Below are 21,693 nucleotides of genomic sequence, written 5' to 3' on the forward strand. Positions count from 1 at the left end.
ACTGCACTCTCTCTAAAATAACGGTTAAACCGGTTGTTCTCTCAAATGCAGGTAGATTCGTCACGTAGTCTTAATTGCTTATTCACACCAACCATAAGCTCTCTGGAATTAATAACTAGGATTACTTATCCTGCGAACAATGTCTTATGAACTTAACTTCACTATAGCAAATAGTTATTTAAATTGCAACATAAATATAAAATTTTTCTGAATTCAAGAAAAATTCATGTTATTTGCATTCTGCATCCGTATAAGCTGCTTGCTGTAAATAACGTGATACTTGGTTAATATCATGGTGGAATTGACGGTCTTCTGTAATAGATGGCGTAATGTTTCTTAACGTCTCATATTTTTCACGAGAACGTGGTGACAATTGATCAATACCTTTTAATTCTACAGCTTGTAACGCAATAATCAATTCGATAGATAACACACGACGCGCATTATCTACAATTTGATAACCATGTCTTGAACCGATTGTACCCATAGATACATGATCTTCTTGGTTCGCTGAAGAAGGAATGGAATCTACACTTGCTGGATGTGCGAGTGTTTTATTCTCTGAAACTAAGCTTGCTGCCGCATACTGCATAATCATCGCACCACTTTGCAAGCCTGGTTCAGGACTTAAGAAAGCAGGTAAGTCGCCATTTAATTGTGGATTCACTAAACGTTCTAAACGACGTTCTGCAATATTCGCAAGTTCACTTACCGCAATTTTTAGGAAATCTAACGCATACGCAACAGGTTGACCGTGGAAGTTACCGCCTGAAATGACTAATGTTTCATCATCTTCATGGAAGATTAATGGGTTGTCATTGGCCGCATTCATTTCACGTTCTAATTGTTGTTTCACAAATTTTAAAGCTTCAAAGCTTGCGCCATGTACTTGTGGAATACAACGTAGTGTATAAGCATCTTGTACTCTGATTTCACCTTGTGTCGTTGTTAATTTAGAATCCTCTAACCAATACAACATACGATCTGCCACTGCACTTTGTTCTGGGAAATTACGTACATCATGGACTTCTGGACGATATGCATCTGTAATACCATTTAAAGCTTGATGCGTTAATGATGCAATCCATTCAGATTGATACGCTAATGCTTCCGCTTCAATCCAGCTGATCACACCTTGTGCTGTCATTGCTTGTGTACCATTAATCAATGCTAAACCTTCTTTTGCTGATAACGCTAAAGGTTCACGTCCTAATTCATGTAATACATTGGCACTGTCTTGTACTTGTTGTTGATATACCACTTTGCCTTCCCCAATTAAGGCTAATGCAAGATGAGATAATGGTGCTAAATCCCCTGAAGCACCTAAAGAACCTTGCTGTGGAATAACCGGAATAATACGTTCATTGATAAAGTAAACCAGTTGATCGACTAAATCAGTCGTTACACCTGAATGACCTTTCAACATCGTATTCAAACGCAGAACCATCATCACAAGCGCGACATCATCAGAAAATGGATCCCCTGTACCACAGGCATGTGAACGAATCAAATTCACTTGAAGTTGATTGTATTGCTGTGGATCGATTAAAACATCACTAAATAATCCAAATCCTGTTGTGATCCCATAAATCGTTTCTTTGTTGTTGATAATATCTTCCACAATCGCACGGCTTTTCTTCACGCGTTCCATTGCGTCAGATGAGATTGCTACCTTATCTTGCTGGTGTAAAAATGTCTTTATATCTTCAATTGTGAGCGAAGCTCCGTTTAATTCTAATGTCAATTGAATTACCCCCTCAGTAAAATAAATGTATACAATTATCACAAGTATACGCTTACATTTTTAGAAGGACAATAGATTTTCTCAAAGCCGTAGCGTGTTAACACGTCACTATTTTAGCACGCTAAATTTAAATAACGTCTTTCTATTCAGGTCTAAATACGCGTTTAATAAGCGAAACAAATATCAGCATACACGCTGCTCACAAGTCTTAACAAAACGTTCACTAAGACTTATCAAGTAAAGTATTGACTTACCTATACGATAGGTATAAGATGTGGTAATGCATTGAGCAACAATCAAAATAACAGTATAAAAAGCTCATCTTGTTCATACGGGTGTGCTTAAATAATAAAACTAATCAATACATCGAAAACCTAAAGCTCCATTGTATGAAGCTTAAGTGTAAAATGAATGGGTTATGGAGGGATTATGGTGGAAATTTTAACAGATGTTACGATTCCAAAAAGAAAAAACGAGACACATAAAGGCGATTACGGCAGAATCCTATTAATTGGCGGTAACGCGAATTTAGGCGGCGCAATTATTATGGCTGCACGTGCATGCGTCTATAGCGGAAGCGGTTTGATTACAGTCGCAACACATCCGACCAATCATGCTGCATTACATTCACGCTGTCCTGAGGCGATGGTTGTAGATATTAATGATACAAAGATGTTAACTAAATTAATTGAGACATCTGACAGTATTTTAATCGGTCCTGGACTCGGCCTTGATTTCAAAGGAAATAATGCGATGACATTCTTACTTCAAAACATTCAACCGCATCAGAACCTAATTGTCGATGGTGATGCGATCACAATTATGAGTAAGTTAAAAGTAGATGTTCCAAAATGTCAAAATGTCGTTTTCACACCCCACCAAATGGAATGGGAAAGATTAAGCGGTATTCCTATTGAAGAACAAGAATACGAACGCAACCGTGATGTCGTTGATCAATTAAACGCAGCAGTTGTATTAAAACAACATGGCACAGAAATTTATTTAAAAGATAACACGTATAAACTAGATATTGGTACACCTGCAATGGCAACTGGCGGTATGGGTGATACATTATCTGGTATTATCACTAGTTTTATCGGTCAGTTTGATGACTTTGATTATGCGGTTAAAACTGCCACATATGTCCATAGTTATATTGGTGAACATTTATCTAAAGACATGTATGTCGTTCCACCCTCAAACTTAATTGCGGAAATCCCGTATGCGATGAAACGTTTAGAAGAAAGATAAGTTTGAACTTAATCTAATACGCGTAATAAAAAAAAACTTTCTGCTTAACCTAAAGGTTCTGCAGAAAGCTTTTATTTTATCTATTGTTTTTTATTATTCTTCTTCGTTATCTTCATCATCTGAATCTGCGTTTTCAATATCTTCATTTACGCGATCCATGAAGTCTTGTCTTAATTCTTTACGTTCTTCGTCTTCTTCCACAGTTTCATCTAATGCTTCTGTGTGGATGGTACGGTCATCATCTTCTGATTCTACGACTTCTTCACCGATCGTTGGTGTCGGTCCATTTTCACCTGGGTTTGTTTCTTCATCAGAAACGTCTTCTAACACTTCTTCAGGTTCTTCTTGGACTTTTGCGACAGTAGATACAAATTGTTCATCGCTTAAGCGGATTAAGCGTACCCCTTGTGCGGAACGGCCATTTTGTGAAATGTCGCCGACATCGATACGGATGATAACACCATGGTTTGTGACAATCATAAGGTCTTCTTCGCCAGTGACTGTTGTAATGCAGACGATATCACCATTTTTCTCAGTGATTGTGGCTGTTTTGATACCTTTACCGCCACGATTAGAAATACGGTATTCATCCAGTGGCGTACGTTTACCGTAACCATTTTCAGTGACAACTAATACTTCATCTTCACTATCACCGTCAGCGACTGCAAGTCCGATGACTGCATCACCTTCACGTAAGGTAATACCTTTCACACCTGCTGCTGTACGGCCAAGTGGGCGTAGAAGTGATTCTTTGAAGCGGATTAATGATGCATGTGATGTACCAAGTAAGACATCTTTTGAGCCGTCTGTAAGACGTACCGCTACTAATTCATCATCATCTCTGAAGTTGATTGCGATTTTACCATTACGGTTGATATGTGAGAAGTTGCTTAATGATGAACGTTTCACAATACCAAGTTTTGTTGCGAAGATTAAGAAAGCATCTTCTTTCTCTAAATCTTTCACCGCAATCATCGTACTGATTGCTTCATCATTTTCAAGTTCAATCGCATTGATAACCGGAATACCTTTAGACTGACGTGAGAGTTCCGGCACTTCATAACCTTTCAGTTTATAGACACGACCTTTGTTCGTAAAGAACAATACATGGTCATGGGTACTCATCGTCACAATTTGACTTACAAAGTCTTCTTCTAATGTATTCATACCTTGAACACCGCGACCGCCACGATTTTGTGCACGGTACGTAGAAACAGGTAAACGTTTAATGTAGTTATTATGACTTAATGTAATTACAATTTGTTCTTCTGGGATAAGGTCTTCATCTTCAATTTGGTCTAAGCCGCCAAGTTGAATTTCAGTACGACGTTCATCACCATAACGTTCTCTGACTTCAATTAATTCATCACGTACCAATTGAAGTAGTTTTTCTTCATCAGCAAGAATAGCACGTAACTCTTCGATGTATGCAATTAAGTCGTTATATTCAGATTCAATTTTATCTCTTTCTAAACCTGTTAAACGTCTTAAACGCATATCTAAAATAGCTTGTGCTTGTCGCTCTGATAATTTGAAACGTTCTTGTAAACGTTCCATGGCTACTTTATCTGTATCAGATTCACGAATTGTCGTAATGATTTCATCGATATGGTCTAACGCAATACGTAAACCTTCTAAGATATGCGCACGATCTTCCGCTTTCTTCAAGTTGTATTCTGTACGTCTGCGCACTACGACTTTTTGATGCTCTAAGTATTCAACCAATGCTTCTTTTAGATTGATTAATTTCGGTCTGCCGTTAATTAAGGCAATCATATTCACACCGAATGATGTTTGAAGTGGTGTTTGTTTATATAAGTTATTTAGAATAACACTCGCATTCGCATCTTTACGAATATCAATCACGACACGTACGCCAGTACGTAAACTTGTTTCGTCACGTAAGTCTGTAATACCGTCGATTTTCTTATCACGTACTAATTCTGCAATTTTCTCAATCATACGTGCTTTGTTGACTTGGAATGGAATTTCAGTCACAACGATACGTTGACGACCGCCCCCACGCTCTTCAATTTCTGCACGTGCACGCATTTGAACTGATCCGCGTCCTGTTTCATAAGCACGACGGATACCGCTCTTACCTAGAATTAAACCAGCAGTTGGGAAATCTGGTCCTGTAATGTCTTCCATCAACTCTGCGATTGTGATATCTGGGTTATGACTTAAACTTAAGACCCCGTTGATGACTTCCGTCATGTTATGTGGCGGAATGTTGGTCGCCATACCTACTGCGATACCTGCAGCACCGTTGACTAAAAGGTTAGGGAAACGTGCCGGTAAGACTTCCGGCTCTCTTTCCGTACCGTCATAGTTATCAATAAAGTTGATAGTATCCTTATTGATATCTCTTAATAATTCTGTCGCAAGTTTCGTCATACGCGCTTCTGTATAACGCATTGCAGCTGCACCATCGCCATCCATGGAACCAAAGTTACCTTGACCGTCTACAAGAGGATAACGATAGCTGAAATCCTGAGCCATACGTACCATGGCTTCATAAATAGATGAGTCACCGTGCGGGTGATATTTACCCATTACGTCACCTACGATACGTGCGGATTTCTTATACGGTTTATCAGGCGTCATCCCTTGTTCATTCAACCCGTACAAAATACGACGATGTACTGGTTTCAAACCATCTCTGACGTCTGGCAAAGCACGAGATACGATAACACTCATCGCATAGTCTAAGAACGATTCACGCATCTCGTTACTAATATTTCGTTCAATTATTCTTGATTCAGGATATTCAGCCATCAAGATTGCCTCCTTAAGTTATTAATTCCGTAGCTGTTTCGCTGATTCATAGCTTCCAAAATTAGAAATCCAAGTTTGCGTAAACCGCATTTTCTTCGATAAATTGACGACGGTTTTCTACGACATCGCCCATTAACATTTCGAAAGTTAAATCCGCTTCAATCGCATCTTCTAATGTCACTTGCAGCATTGAACGATGCTCTGGATTCATTGTAGTTTCCCATAATTGATCTGCATCCATTTCACCTAAACCTTTATAACGGGCAATTGACCATTTCGGTGTCGGTTTCAATTCAGATTTCAATTTCTCTAATTCACGTTCGTTAAAGACATAGTATTTCTGTTTCCCTTGCGTCAATTTGAATAAAGGCGGCTGTGCAATATAGACATAGCCCGCTTCAATCAACGGACGCATGAAGCGATAGAAGAACGTCAATAACAATGTTCTGATATGCGCACCATCCACATCGGCATCTGTCATGATAACGATTTTGTGATAACGTGCTTTAGTAATATCGAATTCTTCGCCGATACCTGTACCAAATGCAGTAATCATAGAGCGGATTTCATTATTGTTCAGGATTCTGTCTAAACGTGATTTTTCAACGTTCAAGATTTTACCGCGTAACGGTAAAATCGCCTGTGTTCTTGAATCACGGCCAAGTTTTGTAGACCCCCCGGCAGAGTCACCTTCGACGATGAAGATTTCACTTTCTTCAGGGTTTTTACTTGAGCAGTCAGCTAATTTACCTGGTAAACTTGATACTTCTAATGCTGATTTTCTTCGTGTTACTTCACGTGCTTTTTTCGCTGCGATACGTGCACGAGAAGCCATCATACCTTTTTCAACAATAATTCGGGCAACTTGTGGATGTTCTAACAAGAAGCGTTCCATATCCTCTGTAAAGAGTCTGTCTACAATCTGACGAACTTCAGAGTTGCCGAGTTTAGTTTTTGTTTGTCCTTCGAATTGAGGATCACTATGTTTGATTGAGACAACTGCTGTTAAGCCTTCACGTGTATCTTCACCAGATAAACGTTCTTTATCATCTTTCATAATGCCTTGTTGAATACCATAGCTGTTTAATACACGTGTTAACGCACGTTTAAAGCCATCTTCATGTGTACCGCCTTCATAGGTATGGATATTATTCGCATAAGATAATAAATTAGTTGAATAACCGCTGTTGTATTGCAATGCAATTTCAACTTCTACGTCATCTTTACGGTCATGTAAGTAAACAGGCTCATCAAATAAAGGATCTTTATTCTCGTTGATTAGCTCAACGTAAGATTTAATACCGCCTTCGTAGTGATATGAGTCTTCTCTTACTTCTTCACCGCGTTCATCACGTAAAGCAATTTGAATCCCTTTATTTAAGAATGCTAACTCACGAATACGTTTTTGAAGTATTTCATACTGGTATGTTGTTGTTTCAGTAAAGATTTCAGGGTCAGCTTTAAAGCGGATTTCTGTTCCAGTATGTTCTGTTTCGCCAACCACTTTTAAATCATATTGCGGAATCCCGCGTTTATATGCTTGGTTATATATTTCATTATTACGGTGTACAAACACTTCTAATGTTTCAGACAATGCGTTAACAACAGAAGATCCTACACCATGCAGACCACCTGATACTTTATATCCGCCACCGCCGAATTTACCGCCGGCATGCAATACAGTTAAGATAACCTCAACTGCAGGACGGCCCATTTTTTCTTGAATATCAACTGGAATACCACGACCGTTATCTGTTACACGAATCCAATTATCTTTTTCGATAATGACTTCGATTTTATCAGCATAGCCAGCCAATGCTTCGTCAATACTATTATCTACAATTTCCCATACAAGATGGTGCAGACCTCTTTCTGAAGTCGATCCGATATACATACCTGGACGTTTACGAACGGCTTCAAGTCCTTCTAATACCTGTATTTGTCCAGCACCATAATCTTCCGTGTTGTTCACATCTGACAATGCTTCCACCTTCACTTTCTATCACTTGATAATTTCACCTTGATTGATGCGGTAAAGTTTTGCATGTTTCATAATTTCATGATCAATACCTTCAACAGACGTTGTTGTCACAAATGTCTGCACCTTATCTTGAATTGTACTCAGCAGGTGAGTCTGACGAGAGTCATCTAATTCACTCAGCACATCATCAAGCAATAAGATAGGGTATTCGCCGACTTCTTTGTTAATCAGTTCAATCTCAGCCAGCTTAATTGATAATGCAGATGTTCGCTGTTGACCTTGTGAGCCATAAGTCTGAGCGTCCATCCCATTTACGTTGAAACCTAAATCATCACGGTGCGGACCATAAAGTGCCACGCCGCGTTCTATTTCTCTATCCATATTGTCAGCCATCAATTGCTGCACTTCTTCAAACAAAGCCGCTTCATCCTCAGTATCAGACAGTTTCAAACTTGGTCGATATTTAACCTCTAAGCTTTCTCTGTTATCCGTAATACTGGCATGAATCGGTTGTGCAAGCACTTCTAGTTCCTCGATGAAGTGTGCACGTTTCAATGTTACTTTAAGCGCATACTCCGCAAATTGCTGATTTAAAACCTCAAGCATTGTGCGGTCTGTTTTCTGTTTAATCTGAAGCTGCTTCAAATAATTATTCTTCTGCTTCAATATCCGTTGATATTGAGACAGGTCATTTAAGTACACCGCAGACATCTGACCTAACTCCATATCAATAAAGCGACGTCTGACTTGCGGTGACCCTTTGACGATATTCAGGTCCTCTGGGGCAAAAAGAACAACATTCAAATGTCCGATATATTGTGTCAGACGATGTTGTTCTAAATGATTTACTTTAACCTTTTTGCCTTTTTTAGTAATAAACATGGTTAATGGCATCTTTCCATGTCTATAACTCAGCTCACCTTCTATTTTAGCATACTCAGCCCCAAAGCGGATGAGCTCTTTATCATTTGAAGTCCGATGGCTTTTTGCTAATGCAAGTGTGTAAATGGATTCTAATAAATTAGTTTTGCCTTGCGCATTTTCACCAATCAAAATATTCACATCCGGATGGCAATCCAATGCGACTGCTTCATAATTGCGATAATTTTCAAGTTGGAGTGCATTTAATTTCATTGGTCACCTTGATGAGCAATTACAAAAGAACCCACTTCAGGTATTTCAATTTGATCGCCATCTTCGAGTTTTTTACCGCGACGTGTTTCACGTTCACCGTTTAAGAAAACTTCGAATTCTTTTAAAAACCATTTTGCCTGTCCGCCTGATTCAATAATGCCTTCAGTTTTCAGGAATTGTCCTAAAGTAATGTCACCTTCAACCATGATTTTTTCAGTCAACACACTCACTCCATTTCTTTATAAGGTCATTAATATATTATACCTTTTTTCGACAAAAATTTCATGTTTGAACGGTTGAAATCTAGCGTTTTCTCATCATTTTTTCACGTTAATCACAGAAATTAATTTTTTTAGAGGGCTTAATGCTCATTTTTCGCATTTTAAAAGGTGACATTGAACATTTTAAGCGCATCGATATTTTTATCCTAAATAATTTTAAAGTGCATTCAGCGACATCTGAGACACTTTAAAATGAATTTCATGTACTTATTTTGTATCTGCCTATAAAAAAACGGAAACCCTGCAAAGAGGATTTCCGTTTTTTAAAGTGAATGTCACCTTTTATTTTTGAGATTAATACGTTCTGATTGGCAAGATTAATTGCACAACTGAATCGTCATCTTTTGGTTTTAAAGTGAATGGTTTCATTGTACCGAAGAATTCAACTTCAACTTCGTCATTATCAATTGCTTTTAAAGCATCCATCATGTATTTAGAGTTGAATGAGATCTTCAAGCTGCTGCCTTCCACACTGTTTGCATCAACATCTTCTTTAACCGTACCGATTTCTGGAGATGTAGAAGATAGTTCTACTTCTTGATTGCCTGTGCTTAATTTGATGACGTTGTTGCCGCCTTCACGTGCAAGCAATGATGCACGGTCAATCGCGTGATAGAAATCACTATTGCTCATTTCAATTTTTGTTTCGTAGTTCTCTGGGAACAAACGAGAAGTATCTGGATAATGTCCTTCAAGTAATCTTGAAATGAAATTGATATTGCCGACTTTAAATAACACTTGGTTAGATGCAAAGAAGATATTAATGTCATCTTCTGAATCAGTGACAATTTTATTTAGTTCAGCTAAAGCTTTACCTGGAATGATGACATTTTTATTTTCGATGTCTTCGTCTTCTAATTTTAATTTACGAACTGCTAAACGGTGTGAGTCTGTTGCAGTGCATATTAATTCATTATCTTGAATCAACCAGTTCACACCTGTTAAAACTGGCCGTGTTTCTGACGTGGACACTGCGAAGTTTGTTTGTGCAATCACGTTTTTAAGTACTTTGATTGGTAATTGAATTGCGTCATCTTGAGAAACTTGAGGTAAAAGTGGATATTGATCTGGATCTAATCCGCTCAAGTTGAACTCTGAATGACCTGAAGTAATCAATGTTTGGAATTGCTCATTTGTTGATAACTTCACATCTTTGCCTGGTAATTTTTTAATAATGTCTACAAAGAAACGACCAGGAAGTACAACGGATCCTGTTTCAGCAATCGTTACAATCTCTTCTCCGTCAACTTCTTTAGGGATTGAAATTTCAATTGAAATTTCAGAATCTGAACCTGTTAATATAATGCCTTCTTCTTTAGCATCGATTTTGATACCCGTTAAGATTGGCAATGTTGTTCTTGGTGAAATGGCTTTTAATGTGTCATTTAATTGATTTATGAAATAGTCTCTTTTAATCGTGAATTCCATCATAAATTTTAAACTCCTTCCAGTCGTTTATAAATTAATTATATAGGTTTTAAAACCGTAGTAATAGTAGTAGGGGCTGTGGATAAGTGGATAACCGAGTAAAAACCTTGTCGCGCAAAGTTATACACATGTGGATAATCTGTGTATGGTGTGTACAACTTTTGCACATTGTCCACAATACCGGTTTATGCTGCTGTATTATAACAGCGTCGATTTCTCACTTATTTTTACCCGAATTGCTAGTAAAGTTTTTAAAATGTTTACTGATTTCGAATTTCTTTTTCCAAATTTTCTACTTCTTGCTTGAAAATTGGATCTTTATCCATGTCTACCCGAATTGTTCTATGTGCATGAATCACTGTTGTATGATCACGGCCTCCGAATTCTTCTCCAATTTTTGGAAGAGAGAAATCTGTGAGTTCTCGTGAAAGATACATCGCGATTTGACGCGGATAGGCAATGGATTTTGTACGTTTTTTCGCAATGAAATCTTCTTGGCGCACATTGTAATATTGACCGACTACTTTTTGAATATCTTGGATTGTGATTTTCTTAGATTTCGGTGTTTGAATAATATCTTTGAGCGCTTCAGCAGTCAGTTCAGTCGTAATCGGTTCACCTTGCAATCTTGAATAGGCGATAACTCGAGTTAATGCACCTTCTAATTCACGAATGTTCGACTGAATTTGATTTGCGATATAGGTTAAAGATTCTAATGGAATATCCACATCTTCTTCCTCTAATTTTTTCTGCAGAATTGCCATTCTTGTTTCATAATCTGGCGGTGTGATGTCAACGATTAAGCCCCATTCAAAACGTGAACGCAGGCGATCTTCTAATTTTGAAATTTCCTTTGGTGGTCGGTCACTTGAAATCACAATTTGTTTTTCTGCTTGGTGTAAGTCATTGAAAGTATGGAAGAATTCTTCTTGTGTTTGTTCTTTGTTTTGAATGAATTGAATATCATCAATCAATAGAACGTCGATATTTCTATATTTTTCACGGAACTGTTCCGTTTCGTTGTCACGAATTGATTTAATGAATTCATTCGTGAATTTTTCACTTGATGTGTAAATTACTTTAGCATCTTTATTATTTTGTAAGACGTAATGTCCGATTGCGTGCATCAAGTGTGTTTTGCCTAAACCTACGCCTCCGTAGATAAAGAGCGGGTTGTAAGCTTTTGCGGGAGCTTCCGCAACTGCAAGACTTGCTGCATGAGGGAAACGGTTGCCAGGCCCGATAACGAAAGTTTCGAACGTGTTATGTGCGTTGAATTGATCTTCGCTGCTGTTTAAGAAAGCAGGTGTTTCCGTTTCTTTTTCAAGTTGTTTGTCTTTTTGATCATCTTTAAGTTTTTGATCAGCTGTTAAATCACTTTGAATGACAAATCTAGGTTTAAGCGGCGTTCCAATCGCTTTTTCAAACAAATCTTCTACAATCCCCATGTATTGCTTCTTTAGAAAATTTTGAATGAAGTTATCTTCGACTAAAATAATCGCTTCGGATTCTTCAATGTCGATCAGCTGAGTTTTTGGAGGCTTAAACCAAGTTGAGTAACTGACTTCTGCCAATTCGTTTTTAGCTAATTCAAGAACTTTTTCCCAAATTTCTTCTTTTGACATATAAACTCCATCTTTCTTTTAAATTTTTTTGACTTATACACAAAATCACACCCAGTGGATAACTTTCCACACAGGTTGTTAATCATTATCCACAAGTTAATCACAATTGGTAGATAACTTTAGTTGATTTTGCGTTATACACAGAAAAAATGTTGATAATTGTTAGTGATAAAACGTTTATTTATCGAACCTTACAAGACTTATCCACACAATTATACTTATTAACAATTCTACCTGTCAAACTCTTGTGGATATGTGACTTTTATGTGCAAACGTCTGTGTATAGTAACATAATTATCCACAGAATGTCACTATTCATCTGTGAATAAGTGGATAACTTTTTGAATAAATCCCCCTTAAAATGTACTTGCTTTATAAGGTTGAATTTGTTATATTTTAGTAGTTGCTTGAATTATGACTAAGATATTGATAATTAAACTAAGTAAGGTAAGCCTATTGATATAGATGCTTAACCTTTCGCAGACACCGTAGAAATACTTCGGTGATACTTGGTAGAAGACTGTAATATCTCGGTTATATTAGATGAGGCTGTAGATGCAGATCTTTTCCAAGACTCTCATTACATTGATAAGATGAGAAAGCGACTATAAATGAACATAGATTCGATATGGAGGTGTTTTTACATGGTAAAACGTACTTATCAACCAAATAAACGTAAACACAGTAAAGTTCATGGTTTCAGAAAACGCATGAGCACTAAAAATGGCCGCAAAGTTTTAGCGCGTCGTCGTCGTAAAGGCCGTAAAGTTTTATCAGCATAAGATCACTGACCTATCAGTGGTCTTTTTTTTGCTTTCATGCAGGTAAAAAAAGATACACGGGTTGGAATATGCAATTTTGATTCTTTACACTAGAACTTGGTGATAGGGTAGGGGAGCAGCAAGAATAGAAAAATAAGTGAGTGATGGAAGTGGAAAAAGCATATCGCATTAAAAAGAATAGCGATTTTCAAACGATTTATAGAAAAGGAAAGTCGTTCGCAAATCGCCAATTTGTCGTTTATGTCATGCCAGATAAAAATTTGACTCATTTTCAATTGGGAATCAGTGTTTCTAAAAAACTCGGCAATGCAGTGACACGCAATCGTATTAAAAGGGCAATCAGAGAAAACTTTAAAGTACATAAAGATGATATGATTGCGAAAAAGATTATTGTGATTGCAAGACAACCTGCAAAAGATATGACGGTATTGGAAATTCAGAAAAGTTTAGAACACGTTCTTAAAATTGCAAAACTATTCAATAAGAGGATTAAATAGACTAACCGAAGTCTTACATCAGACAAACGTAAGTCTAACCTCCATAGAATTCGAACACATATGTGGCAATTTACAATAAAAGTCATTACAATTATAGAGTTAGAAATTTAAGTAGAGGAGGCGAAGCAGCATGTTGGATTTAGATACAATTACCAGTATTTCTACTCCAATGGGAGAGGGAGCGATTGGTATTGTCCGTTTATCAGGAAGTCAGGCAGTTGAAATCACTGATAAGCTTTATAAAGGAAAGAAACCATTAGCTGAAGTAGATTCGCATACCATTAATTATGGACATATTATTGATCCCGAAACGAACGAGGTAGTAGAAGAAGTAATGGTATCCGTGCTGCGTGCACCAAAAACATTTACGAGAGAAGACATCGTAGAAATTAACTGTCACGGCGGCATCTTAACAATTAATCGTGTATTAGAACTTACAATGACAGCTGGCGCTAGAATGGCAGAGCCAGGGGAGTATACAAAGCGTGCATTCTTAAATGGACGTATCGACTTATCTCAAGCTGAAGCTGTGATGGATTTCATTCGTTCTAAGACGGACAGGGCGTCTAAAGTTGCGATGAATCAAATTGAAGGACGTTTGAGTGATATGATTAAGCGTCAGCGTCAAACGATTTTAGAAATCCTAGCACAAGTTGAAGTGAATATCGATTACCCGGAATACGATGATGTAGAAGATGCGACAACTGAATTCTTATTAGAGAAATCAGAAGCAATCAAATCTGAAATCGATCGACTTTTAGCAACGGGTACACAGGGTAAAATTATGAGAGAAGGACTTTCAACCGTTATCGTCGGTAAGCCTAACGTCGGTAAGTCTTCTATGTTGAACAACTTGATTCAAGATAATAAAGCGATTGTTACAGAAGTTGCAGGAACTACGCGGGATGTCTTAGAAGAGTATGTCAATGTGCGTGGTGTACCACTTCGTCTCGTCGATACAGCAGGCATCCGTGAGACTGAGGACATTGTAGAGAAAATCGGTGTGGAACGTTCACGCAAAGCTTTAAGCGAAGCAGATTTAATCTTATTTGTCTTAAACTATAATGAAGCATTAACTGAAGAAGATGTTAAATTATATGAAGTCATCAAGAACGAAGATGCGATTGTTATTGTAAATAAAACAGACTTAGAACAACGTCTTGATTTAGATGAAGTTCGTGATATGGTTGGAGATATGCCAGTCATTGAAACCTCAATGTTAAAACAAGAAGGCATTGATCAATTAGAAGAACAAATTCGTGACATGTTCTTCGGCGGTGAAGTTCAAAACCAAGATATGACTTATGTTTCAAACTCAAGACATATTTCATTGCTGAAACAAGCACGTCATTCGATACAAGATGCAATAGATGCAGCAGAAGCTGGTATTCCTATGGATATGGTTCAAATTGACTTAACAAGAACTTGGGAAATTTTAGGAGAGATTATTGGTGCTTCTGCAAGCGACGAATTGATTAATCAGTTATTCAGTCAATTCTGTCTCGGAAAATAATAAAGGAGGACAAAGTATGGCTTTGGATTATGATGTAATTGTCATCGGTGCTGGGCATGCTGGTATTGAAGCAGGATTAGCTTCTGCTAGACGCGGTGCTAACACACTTATGTTGACAATTAACTTAGATAATATTGGTTTTATGCCATGTAACCCGTCAGTAGGCGGACCGGCTAAAGGTATCGTTGTACGTGAAATTGATGCACTTGGCGGCCAAATGGCAAAAACAATTGATAGAACGCATATTCAAATGCGTATGTTGAATACAGGTAAAGGGCCTGCAGTACGTGCGTTACGTGCACAAGCAGATAAAGCGTTATACCAACGTGAAATGAAACGTGTATTAGAAGATGAAGAAAACTTGCATATCATGCAAGGGATGGTAGATGAATTAATTATTGAAGATGACGAAATCAAAGGTGTGCGTACAAATATCGGTACAGAATACCGTTCAAAAGCAGTCATCATTACTACAGGTACATTCTTACGTGGTGAAATTATTTTAGGTAACTTGAAATATTCAAGCGGTCCTAACCACCAATTACCATCTATTACACTGGCGGACAATTTACGTGAACTTGGTTTTGAAGTAGTACGTTTCAAAACAGGTACACCGCCGCGTGTGAACTCAAAAACAATTGATTATGATAAAACAGAAATCCAACCTGGTGATGATGTCGGACGTGCATTCAGTTTCGAAACAACTGAATACATCTTAGATCAATTACCTTGCTGGTTAACTTATACAAATGATAAAACACATCAAGTGATTGATGATAACTTACATCTTTCAGCGATGTACTCAGGTATGATCAAAGGTAAAGGGCCACGTTATTGTCCATCTATTGAAGATAAATACGTGCGTTTCCACGATAAACCACGTCACCAACTCTTCTTAGAACCAGAAGGCCGTGACACGAATGAAGTTTATGTTCAAGGACTTTCAACAAGCTTGCCTGAACATGTACAACGTGAAATGCTGCAAACCATTCCTGGTTTAGAGAAAGCAGACATGATGCGTGCAGGTTATGCGATTGAATATGATGCATTAGTACCGACACAGTTATGGCCGACACTTGAAACGAAAAAAATCAAAAACTTATATACTGCAGGACAAATTAACGGAACTTCAGGGTATGAAGAAGCGGCTGGTCAAGGTTTAATGGCTGGTATTAATGCGGCAGGCCGTGTATTAGGTACAGGCGAAAAAGTATTAAGCCGTTCAGATGCATATATCGGTGTCTTAATCGATGACTTGATTACTAAAGGTACAAATGAACCATATCGTCTATTAACTTCACGTGCAGAATATCGTTTATTATTACGTCATGATAATGCAGACCTCCGTTTGACTGACCTCGGTCATGAATTAGGTTTAATTTCAGAAGAATGTTATGCACGATTCAATGAAAAACGTGATCAAATCCAAGCGGAAATTGACCGTTTATCTAATATTCGTATTAAACCAAATGACCACACACAAGAAGTGATTAAATCACGCAACGGTTCTCCATTAAAAGATGGTATTTTAGCCATTGAATTATTACGCCGTCCAGAAATGGATTATCAAGCAATTCTTGATATCTTAGAAGAAGAACATCAAATTCCGGCTGCTGTAGAAGAACAAGTTGAAATTCAAACAAAATATGAGGGTTATATCAATAAATCATTACAACAAGTCGAAAAAGTTAAACGTATGGAACAAAAGAAAATTCCACATGACTTGGACTATAGTAAAATTGACAGCTTAGCAAGTGAAGCACGTGAAAAATTAGCAGAAGTTAAACCATTAAACATTGCACAAGCGTCACGTATTTCAGGCGTTAATCCTGCTGATATTTCAATTTTACTGATCTATCTAGAACAAGGTAAGCTTGAAAGGGTGAAATAAATGAGTGTTGAATGGTTGGCTGACAAGCTAGAAACACATGGCATTACATTGAACGACCAACAAAAACAACAGTTTCAAACTTATTATGAAATGCTTGTAGAGTGGAATGAAAAAATGAACTTAACAAGCATTACAGACGAATCAGAAGTGTATTTGAAGCACTTCTATGATTCGATTACTGCGGCATTCTATGTGGATATGACAAAAGAACTTAGTATCTGTGATGTTGGTGCAGGTGCCGGGTTCCCAAGTATCCCATTAAAAATTGTCTTTCCGCAATTAAAAGTGACAATTGTAGATTCGTTGAATAAACGTATCCAATTCTTAAATCATCTTGCGGATGCTTTAGAACTGCAAGGAGTCAGCTTTGTACATGAACGTGCAGAGAACTTTGGTAACACTCGTGGAGACAACCGGGAGTCTTATGACCTTGTAACGGCGCGCGCAGTTGCACGCCTGACAGTATTAAGTGAACTGTGCTTGCCGTTAGTGAAAACAGGCGGTCATTTCGTAGCGATGAAGTCTTCTAAAGGTGAAGAAGAATTAGAAGAAGCACGCTTTGCGATTGGTGTCTTCGGAGGAAGAGTTGAAGCGGTTGAAACATTTGAGCTTCCTGAAGATGCAGGTGAACGTCAAATTATTATCATTGAGAAGCGTAGTAAAACACCTAAAAAGTATCCGAGAAAAGCCGGTACGCCTAATAAATCTCCTTTACTAAAATAAAAATAAATATTAGTATATAATTATATTTAGAGGGAGAGATTGCGGAATGAAAAAGCCTTTTTCTAAACTATTCGGTTTAACAAATAAAGATGAAGAAATGACAGGCGCTACTGAAGATGAACGCAATAATCATGTTGAATCCATTCAAATTGAAAAAATTGTGCCGAACCGCTATCAACCAAGACAAGTCTTTGATCAAAGCAAGATTAATGAACTTGCGGAATCCATTCAAGAACATGGATTGCTGCAACCGATTGTGGTACGACCGATTGAAGAAGGTATGTATGAAATCATAGCCGGTGAACGTCGATTCAGAGCTATGAGCAGTATTCATATGGCTTATGCAGACGTGATTATTCGCGATATGACAGATGAAGAAACAGCAGTCGTCGCTTTAATAGAAAATATTCAACGTGAGAATTTATCAGCAGTTGAAGAAGCGGAAGCTTATCAAAAGCTGTTAGAGCTTGGAGATACGACACAAAGTGAATTAGCTCAAAGTGTCGGTAAAAGCCAAAGCTTTATCGCAAACAAACTACGTTTACTGAAACTTGCGCCTAAAGTGCTTGCGAAACTTTCAGAAGGCAAGATTACAGAACGTCATGCACGCGCTTTGTTAAGTTTATCTCACGAAGAACAAGAAGAAATGGTCAAAATTATTATTGATCAACGCTTGAACGTGAAACAAACAGAAGCGAGAGTCAAAGCCAAAGTAGGACCTGAAAAGGTAAAAGCTGTGCCGCTTCAATTCGCCAAAGATTTGACGAAAGCACGAGAAACCCTACAAAACAGCTTTGAAACTATCGAACAAAGCGGTATCCGTGTTGAACAAAAAGAACGCGATCACGATGATTATTTAGAAATTAAAATCAAAGTTTATAAACGTTAACAACCATTCGCCCCGTTGCGAGTGGTTTTTTTATTTACTCAGATAAAAAGTGAACAACTAAACGTTTTTTGTATATAATAGAAAAGTATGGGATATCTGAAGTAAAGGAGAATTAAGACATCTATGAAACTACAACATTTATTCACTTCAGCTGCAGCACTTACACTTTTATTAGCTGGATGTAGTCACAACGACAATCAAAATGAAAAGCACAATGACAAACAACACGATTCTGCAAAACAAGAGGCAAAAAGTAAAACGGACAATAAAAAAAGCGAACACAAATCAACTACCAATAAAGAAAATGAAGCAAACAAAGATGCACAACAAATAGAGAAAGCAGTCAGCCAATTAACAATCAATGAGAAAATAGCTTTAACAATGTTTGCGCCAGAAGCAAAATCAATGATGGTAACAGCAGATGAGTTATTACAGCATTACTATACAAAACCGGCACCATTTGAAGCGGTACCTATACAAACATATCAATTAAACAAAGCTTTACCTGACAGAATTATTAATATACCTCAAGGTGTTAAATTCTATGAACCTGTCCAAGGAAGAGGAGGAGGTGCTACTTTGTATGGTTTAGCTGGTAATCAAATCATAATTACCGGCACAAATTATCCAGTAGAGTATGAAAAGGTGTTAAAAGAACCATTTACGCATATATTTAATATTGAAGACTTATATAAACAATATGGGCATAATCCAAACTTTAAAAAGGTCGCAAGTTTAGTTAAAGTAAGCGAATCAGTGAGATATCCAGAGGGATATAATGCATCATCTTCTAAAGAAGCGGATAGTGCGTCTTCAAGTACAGAACAAAAGCAAAAGATATTAAATATTAGTAAGTACACTTCATTTGAAAAGCTTAATGATGAAGACACTAAGACTGTATTAAAATTAATAGAAGCGTACGATGGGCATACAATTGACACTAATAAATATGATGTATCTGTGAATAAGGGAAATCATAATGATGTTGCGCAAGTCATATTAAAAGAAAAAAATGCGACGAGTTTGGACTGTGAATATACAGTGTATCAAGATGGAAAAGTATTTAAATTAGAATACAGTAAATAGTTAAAATGATAAACAAAGTAGTATACGTGTTGAAAAAAACGCGCTCACGATGATTATTTTGAAATTTTAATCAAAGTTTATAAACGTTAAAAACCATTCGCCTCGTTGCGAGTGGTTTTTTTCATGCTTTCTTTTACTTTAGGACAACATGTGTCCTGATGCTTCTATATAATGAAATTATATATTCAAATAAACAAAGAGGAGCAGACTATCTATGAAATTTAAACATGTATTGACTGCCGCTGCAGCACTTTCAATTTTACTGGCAGGTTGCGGTTCACAAGTAAAATCTGATAACGAAACAAAGCACGAAGAAAAGACAAAAAAAGACGATAACCAAAAAACTGAGAAAAAAGAATCAAGTTCAAACTCAACTAACAAAAATCAATCTAATGAAAATTCAGAAGCTAAAAAAGAATCAAAATCAAATGTTAAACCAGTAAGCCAGCTTACGCCTCAGGAAAAGGTTGCTTTGGCATTATATGCGCCGAAGTCAGCTAAATTTACGGTCACTCCTAGTGAGTTGTTGAACCATAGCTATGTTCAAAATGCGAATGGCGGACCACAACAACGAGATATTCAACAATTAAAATTATCTAAAATTAAAGATGTATCTCGATATATTCCAAATGCACCTCAAAATATGGTTTTTTATGATTCAAATGACTCTAAATTCCCTGCAGTTGTTGTTATTGGCATTAGTGATACACAAGTCTTAGTTTCAGGTACACAAGGGATTAATCCATATCAAGATTTAGTAAACTTTGGAAAATTGTATGATGTGAATGAGCTTTATAATCAATATAAAGACGAAAATTTCCAACAAGTAGCGAACCTAATTAGCATTAGTGAGTCACCTGAACCTGTACCAAAAGAAGATGAATCAAGCAGTAGCAGTGATAATAGCGCATCTTCTTCTGAAGGCAAAGTAACGCGTGCGAATGTCATTGATAAAGTAGAAGAATATGAAGGTCATAAATTAGATACAAGCACTTATACGTTCAAAGAACCTGAACAAAAAAGTGATGGAAGCTGGGGCTTCTCATTTGTGGATAAATCAGGTAATTTAGCAGGATCATATATTGTACATTCAGACGGATCCGTTGAGAAGTTTGATTCAAAAGGCCAACCTGAATAGGAGGACAACAGATGAAATTGAAGTATTTATTTGCTGCTTCGGCAACACTAGCTTTATTCCTTTCAGGATGCGGTCATAGTGACAATAAATCATCTGGCAGTAAAGAAAACACTAAACAAGAAGCGCAGCATAAAGATAACAAAACTTCTGAAAAACCAAGCAATAATGAAGGAGCTTCAGAAAAGAATAGTGGATATGACCATTCCAAATCAGAGAAAAGCGCTCATACTATCAAAAGCTTTAATCAACTGACTAACAAAGATAAAATTGCTTTAGCAATGTTTGCGGTGGGTCATTCAAAGTATGCAGAAACAACCGTTTCTGCAGAGGAATTATTAAATCATAGTTATACGAAATTAGATAATACTGATAGGATACAAAAATCAGTTCAAATTATTAAATTTCAAAGAACATTTGACGGACAAGTACCAGGTCAACCATCTAATATGGATGTTTATGAAACATATGAATCAAAAGGCAACTATCTGACAATGATGGCTATGACAGACTCACAAATCATTATTATGCCTGAAAAAGGAACGAATACGTATCAACAACTATTAGATTATGGCGAAATCTATAATCTTAAAGACTTGTATGAAAAATATAAGGATAATCCAAATTTCTCTAAAGTGGTAAATATGATTTCGGTTAGTGAAACGCCTGAAGTAGGAACAAGCAGTAAGTCTGCTTCTTCTTCTGAAAGTAACACAAAACAAAATTCGAATTCAGAGGGCACAGTCACACGTGCGAATGTTATTGATAAAGTAGAAGAGTTTGAAGGACATAAATTAGATACAAGCACTTATACGTATAAAGAACCTGAACAACTTGAGGGTGGTAAATGGGGCTTCTCATTTGTGGATAAATCAGGTGATTTAGCAGGTTCGTATATTGTACATTCAGACGGATCCGTTGAGAAGTTTGATTCAAAAGGACAACCTGAATAAGA

At 37.1% G+C, this 21,693-nt stretch carries 17 protein-coding genes and 1 other annotated feature (1 of these 18 cut by a window edge); of the genes, 10 read left to right on the plus strand and 7 right to left on the minus strand.

Going from position 1 to position 21,693, the window contains the following annotated elements; all coding sequences use genetic code 11:
* Nucleotides 1-140, minus strand: a binding site (T-box leader); it reaches 64 nt to the left of the window's first position.
* A gap of 89 nt (nt 141-229) precedes the next feature.
* Nucleotides 230-1,744: a histidine ammonia-lyase gene (gene hutH / locus ACFCT9_RS10020; RefSeq protein WP_412519021.1), complete on the minus strand. Its 1,515-nt coding sequence runs from the start codon at nt 1,742-1,744 to the stop codon at nt 230-232.
* A 432-nt stretch (nt 1,745-2,176) separates the two neighbouring features.
* Here hutH and ACFCT9_RS10025 point away from each other — a divergent pair, with 432 nt between their 5' ends.
* Complete coding sequence (locus tag ACFCT9_RS10025; protein WP_412521659.1) at nt 2,177-2,995, plus strand: NAD(P)H-hydrate dehydratase; 819 nt, start codon at nt 2,177-2,179, stop codon at nt 2,993-2,995.
* Between the two features lie 93 nt (nt 2,996-3,088).
* Here the strand turns inward: ACFCT9_RS10025 and gyrA are convergent, their stop codons facing one another.
* From gyrA to dnaA, 6 genes are all read right to left on the minus strand, one after another.
* On the minus strand, nt 3,089-5,773 hold the full coding sequence (gene gyrA, locus ACFCT9_RS10030; RefSeq protein WP_412519023.1) for a DNA gyrase subunit A: 2,685 nt from the start codon (nt 5,771-5,773) through the stop codon (nt 3,089-3,091).
* Between the two features lie 61 nt (nt 5,774-5,834).
* Nucleotides 5,835-7,763: a DNA topoisomerase (ATP-hydrolyzing) subunit B gene (gene gyrB, locus ACFCT9_RS10035; protein WP_412519025.1), complete on the minus strand. Its 1,929-nt coding sequence runs from the start codon at nt 7,761-7,763 to the stop codon at nt 5,835-5,837.
* A gap of 12 nt (nt 7,764-7,775) precedes the next feature.
* Entirely contained in the window at nt 7,776-8,888 is a 1,113-nt protein-coding gene (gene recF, locus ACFCT9_RS10040; RefSeq protein ID WP_412519027.1) for a DNA replication/repair protein RecF, read from the minus strand.
* Nucleotides 8,885-9,094, minus strand: coding sequence for a S4 domain-containing protein YaaA (gene yaaA, locus ACFCT9_RS10045; protein WP_412521660.1), 210 nt, complete (start codon nt 9,092-9,094; stop codon nt 8,885-8,887). The genes recF and yaaA overlap by 4 nt, the downstream gene beginning before the upstream one ends.
* A gap of 369 nt (nt 9,095-9,463) precedes the next feature.
* On the minus strand, nt 9,464-10,600 hold the full coding sequence (gene dnaN / locus ACFCT9_RS10050) for a DNA polymerase III subunit beta (protein WP_057510713.1): 1,137 nt from the start codon (nt 10,598-10,600) through the stop codon (nt 9,464-9,466).
* A gap of 257 nt (nt 10,601-10,857) precedes the next feature.
* On the minus strand, nt 10,858-12,222 hold the full coding sequence (dnaA, locus tag ACFCT9_RS10055; RefSeq protein WP_412519028.1) for a chromosomal replication initiator protein DnaA: 1,365 nt from the start codon (nt 12,220-12,222) through the stop codon (nt 10,858-10,860).
* Nucleotides 12,223-12,866: 644 nt separating this feature from the next.
* On the opposite strand from dnaA, the gene rpmH reads away from it, so the two are divergent.
* From rpmH to ACFCT9_RS10100, 9 genes are all read left to right on the plus strand, one after another.
* Nucleotides 12,867-13,004 (plus strand): 50S ribosomal protein L34, encoded by a 138-nt coding sequence (gene rpmH / locus ACFCT9_RS10060; RefSeq protein ID WP_000240855.1) that lies wholly within the window; start codon nt 12,867-12,869, stop codon nt 13,002-13,004.
* 143 nt (nt 13,005-13,147) lie between these two features.
* A complete protein-coding gene (gene rnpA, locus ACFCT9_RS10065; RefSeq protein WP_412521661.1) occupies nt 13,148-13,501 on the plus strand; it encodes a ribonuclease P protein component in 354 nt (117 codons plus the stop codon).
* Nucleotides 13,502-13,634: 133 nt separating this feature from the next.
* Nucleotides 13,635-15,014 (plus strand): tRNA uridine-5-carboxymethylaminomethyl(34) synthesis GTPase MnmE, encoded by a 1,380-nt coding sequence (gene mnmE / locus ACFCT9_RS10070; RefSeq protein WP_412521662.1) that lies wholly within the window; start codon nt 13,635-13,637, stop codon nt 15,012-15,014.
* 16 nt (nt 15,015-15,030) lie between these two features.
* Nucleotides 15,031-16,905, plus strand: a complete 1,875-nt coding sequence (mnmG, locus tag ACFCT9_RS10075) for a tRNA uridine-5-carboxymethylaminomethyl(34) synthesis enzyme MnmG (RefSeq protein WP_412519030.1) — start codon at nt 15,031-15,033, stop codon at nt 16,903-16,905.
* A complete protein-coding gene (gene rsmG / locus ACFCT9_RS10080; RefSeq protein ID WP_412519032.1) occupies nt 16,906-17,628 on the plus strand; it encodes a 16S rRNA (guanine(527)-N(7))-methyltransferase RsmG in 723 nt (240 codons plus the stop codon). It begins immediately after the preceding gene.
* Nucleotides 17,629-17,674: 46 nt separating this feature from the next.
* On the plus strand, nt 17,675-18,517 hold the full coding sequence (gene noc / locus ACFCT9_RS10085) for a nucleoid occlusion protein (RefSeq protein ID WP_412519034.1): 843 nt from the start codon (nt 17,675-17,677) through the stop codon (nt 18,515-18,517).
* Between the two features lie 123 nt (nt 18,518-18,640).
* Entirely contained in the window at nt 18,641-19,603 is a 963-nt protein-coding gene (locus ACFCT9_RS10090; protein ID WP_412519036.1) for a hypothetical protein, read from the plus strand.
* A gap of 214 nt (nt 19,604-19,817) precedes the next feature.
* On the plus strand, nt 19,818-20,741 hold the full coding sequence (locus ACFCT9_RS10095; protein ID WP_412519037.1) for a hypothetical protein: 924 nt from the start codon (nt 19,818-19,820) through the stop codon (nt 20,739-20,741).
* Nucleotides 20,742-20,752: 11 nt separating this feature from the next.
* Nucleotides 20,753-21,691, plus strand: a complete 939-nt coding sequence (locus tag ACFCT9_RS10100; RefSeq protein ID WP_412519039.1) for a hypothetical protein — start codon at nt 20,753-20,755, stop codon at nt 21,689-21,691.
* Nucleotides 21,692-21,693 lie beyond the last annotated feature (2 nt).

It is taken from the genome of Staphylococcus simulans (assembly GCF_047037175.1).
Classification (GTDB): domain Bacteria; phylum Bacillota; class Bacilli; order Staphylococcales; family Staphylococcaceae; genus Staphylococcus; species Staphylococcus simulans_C.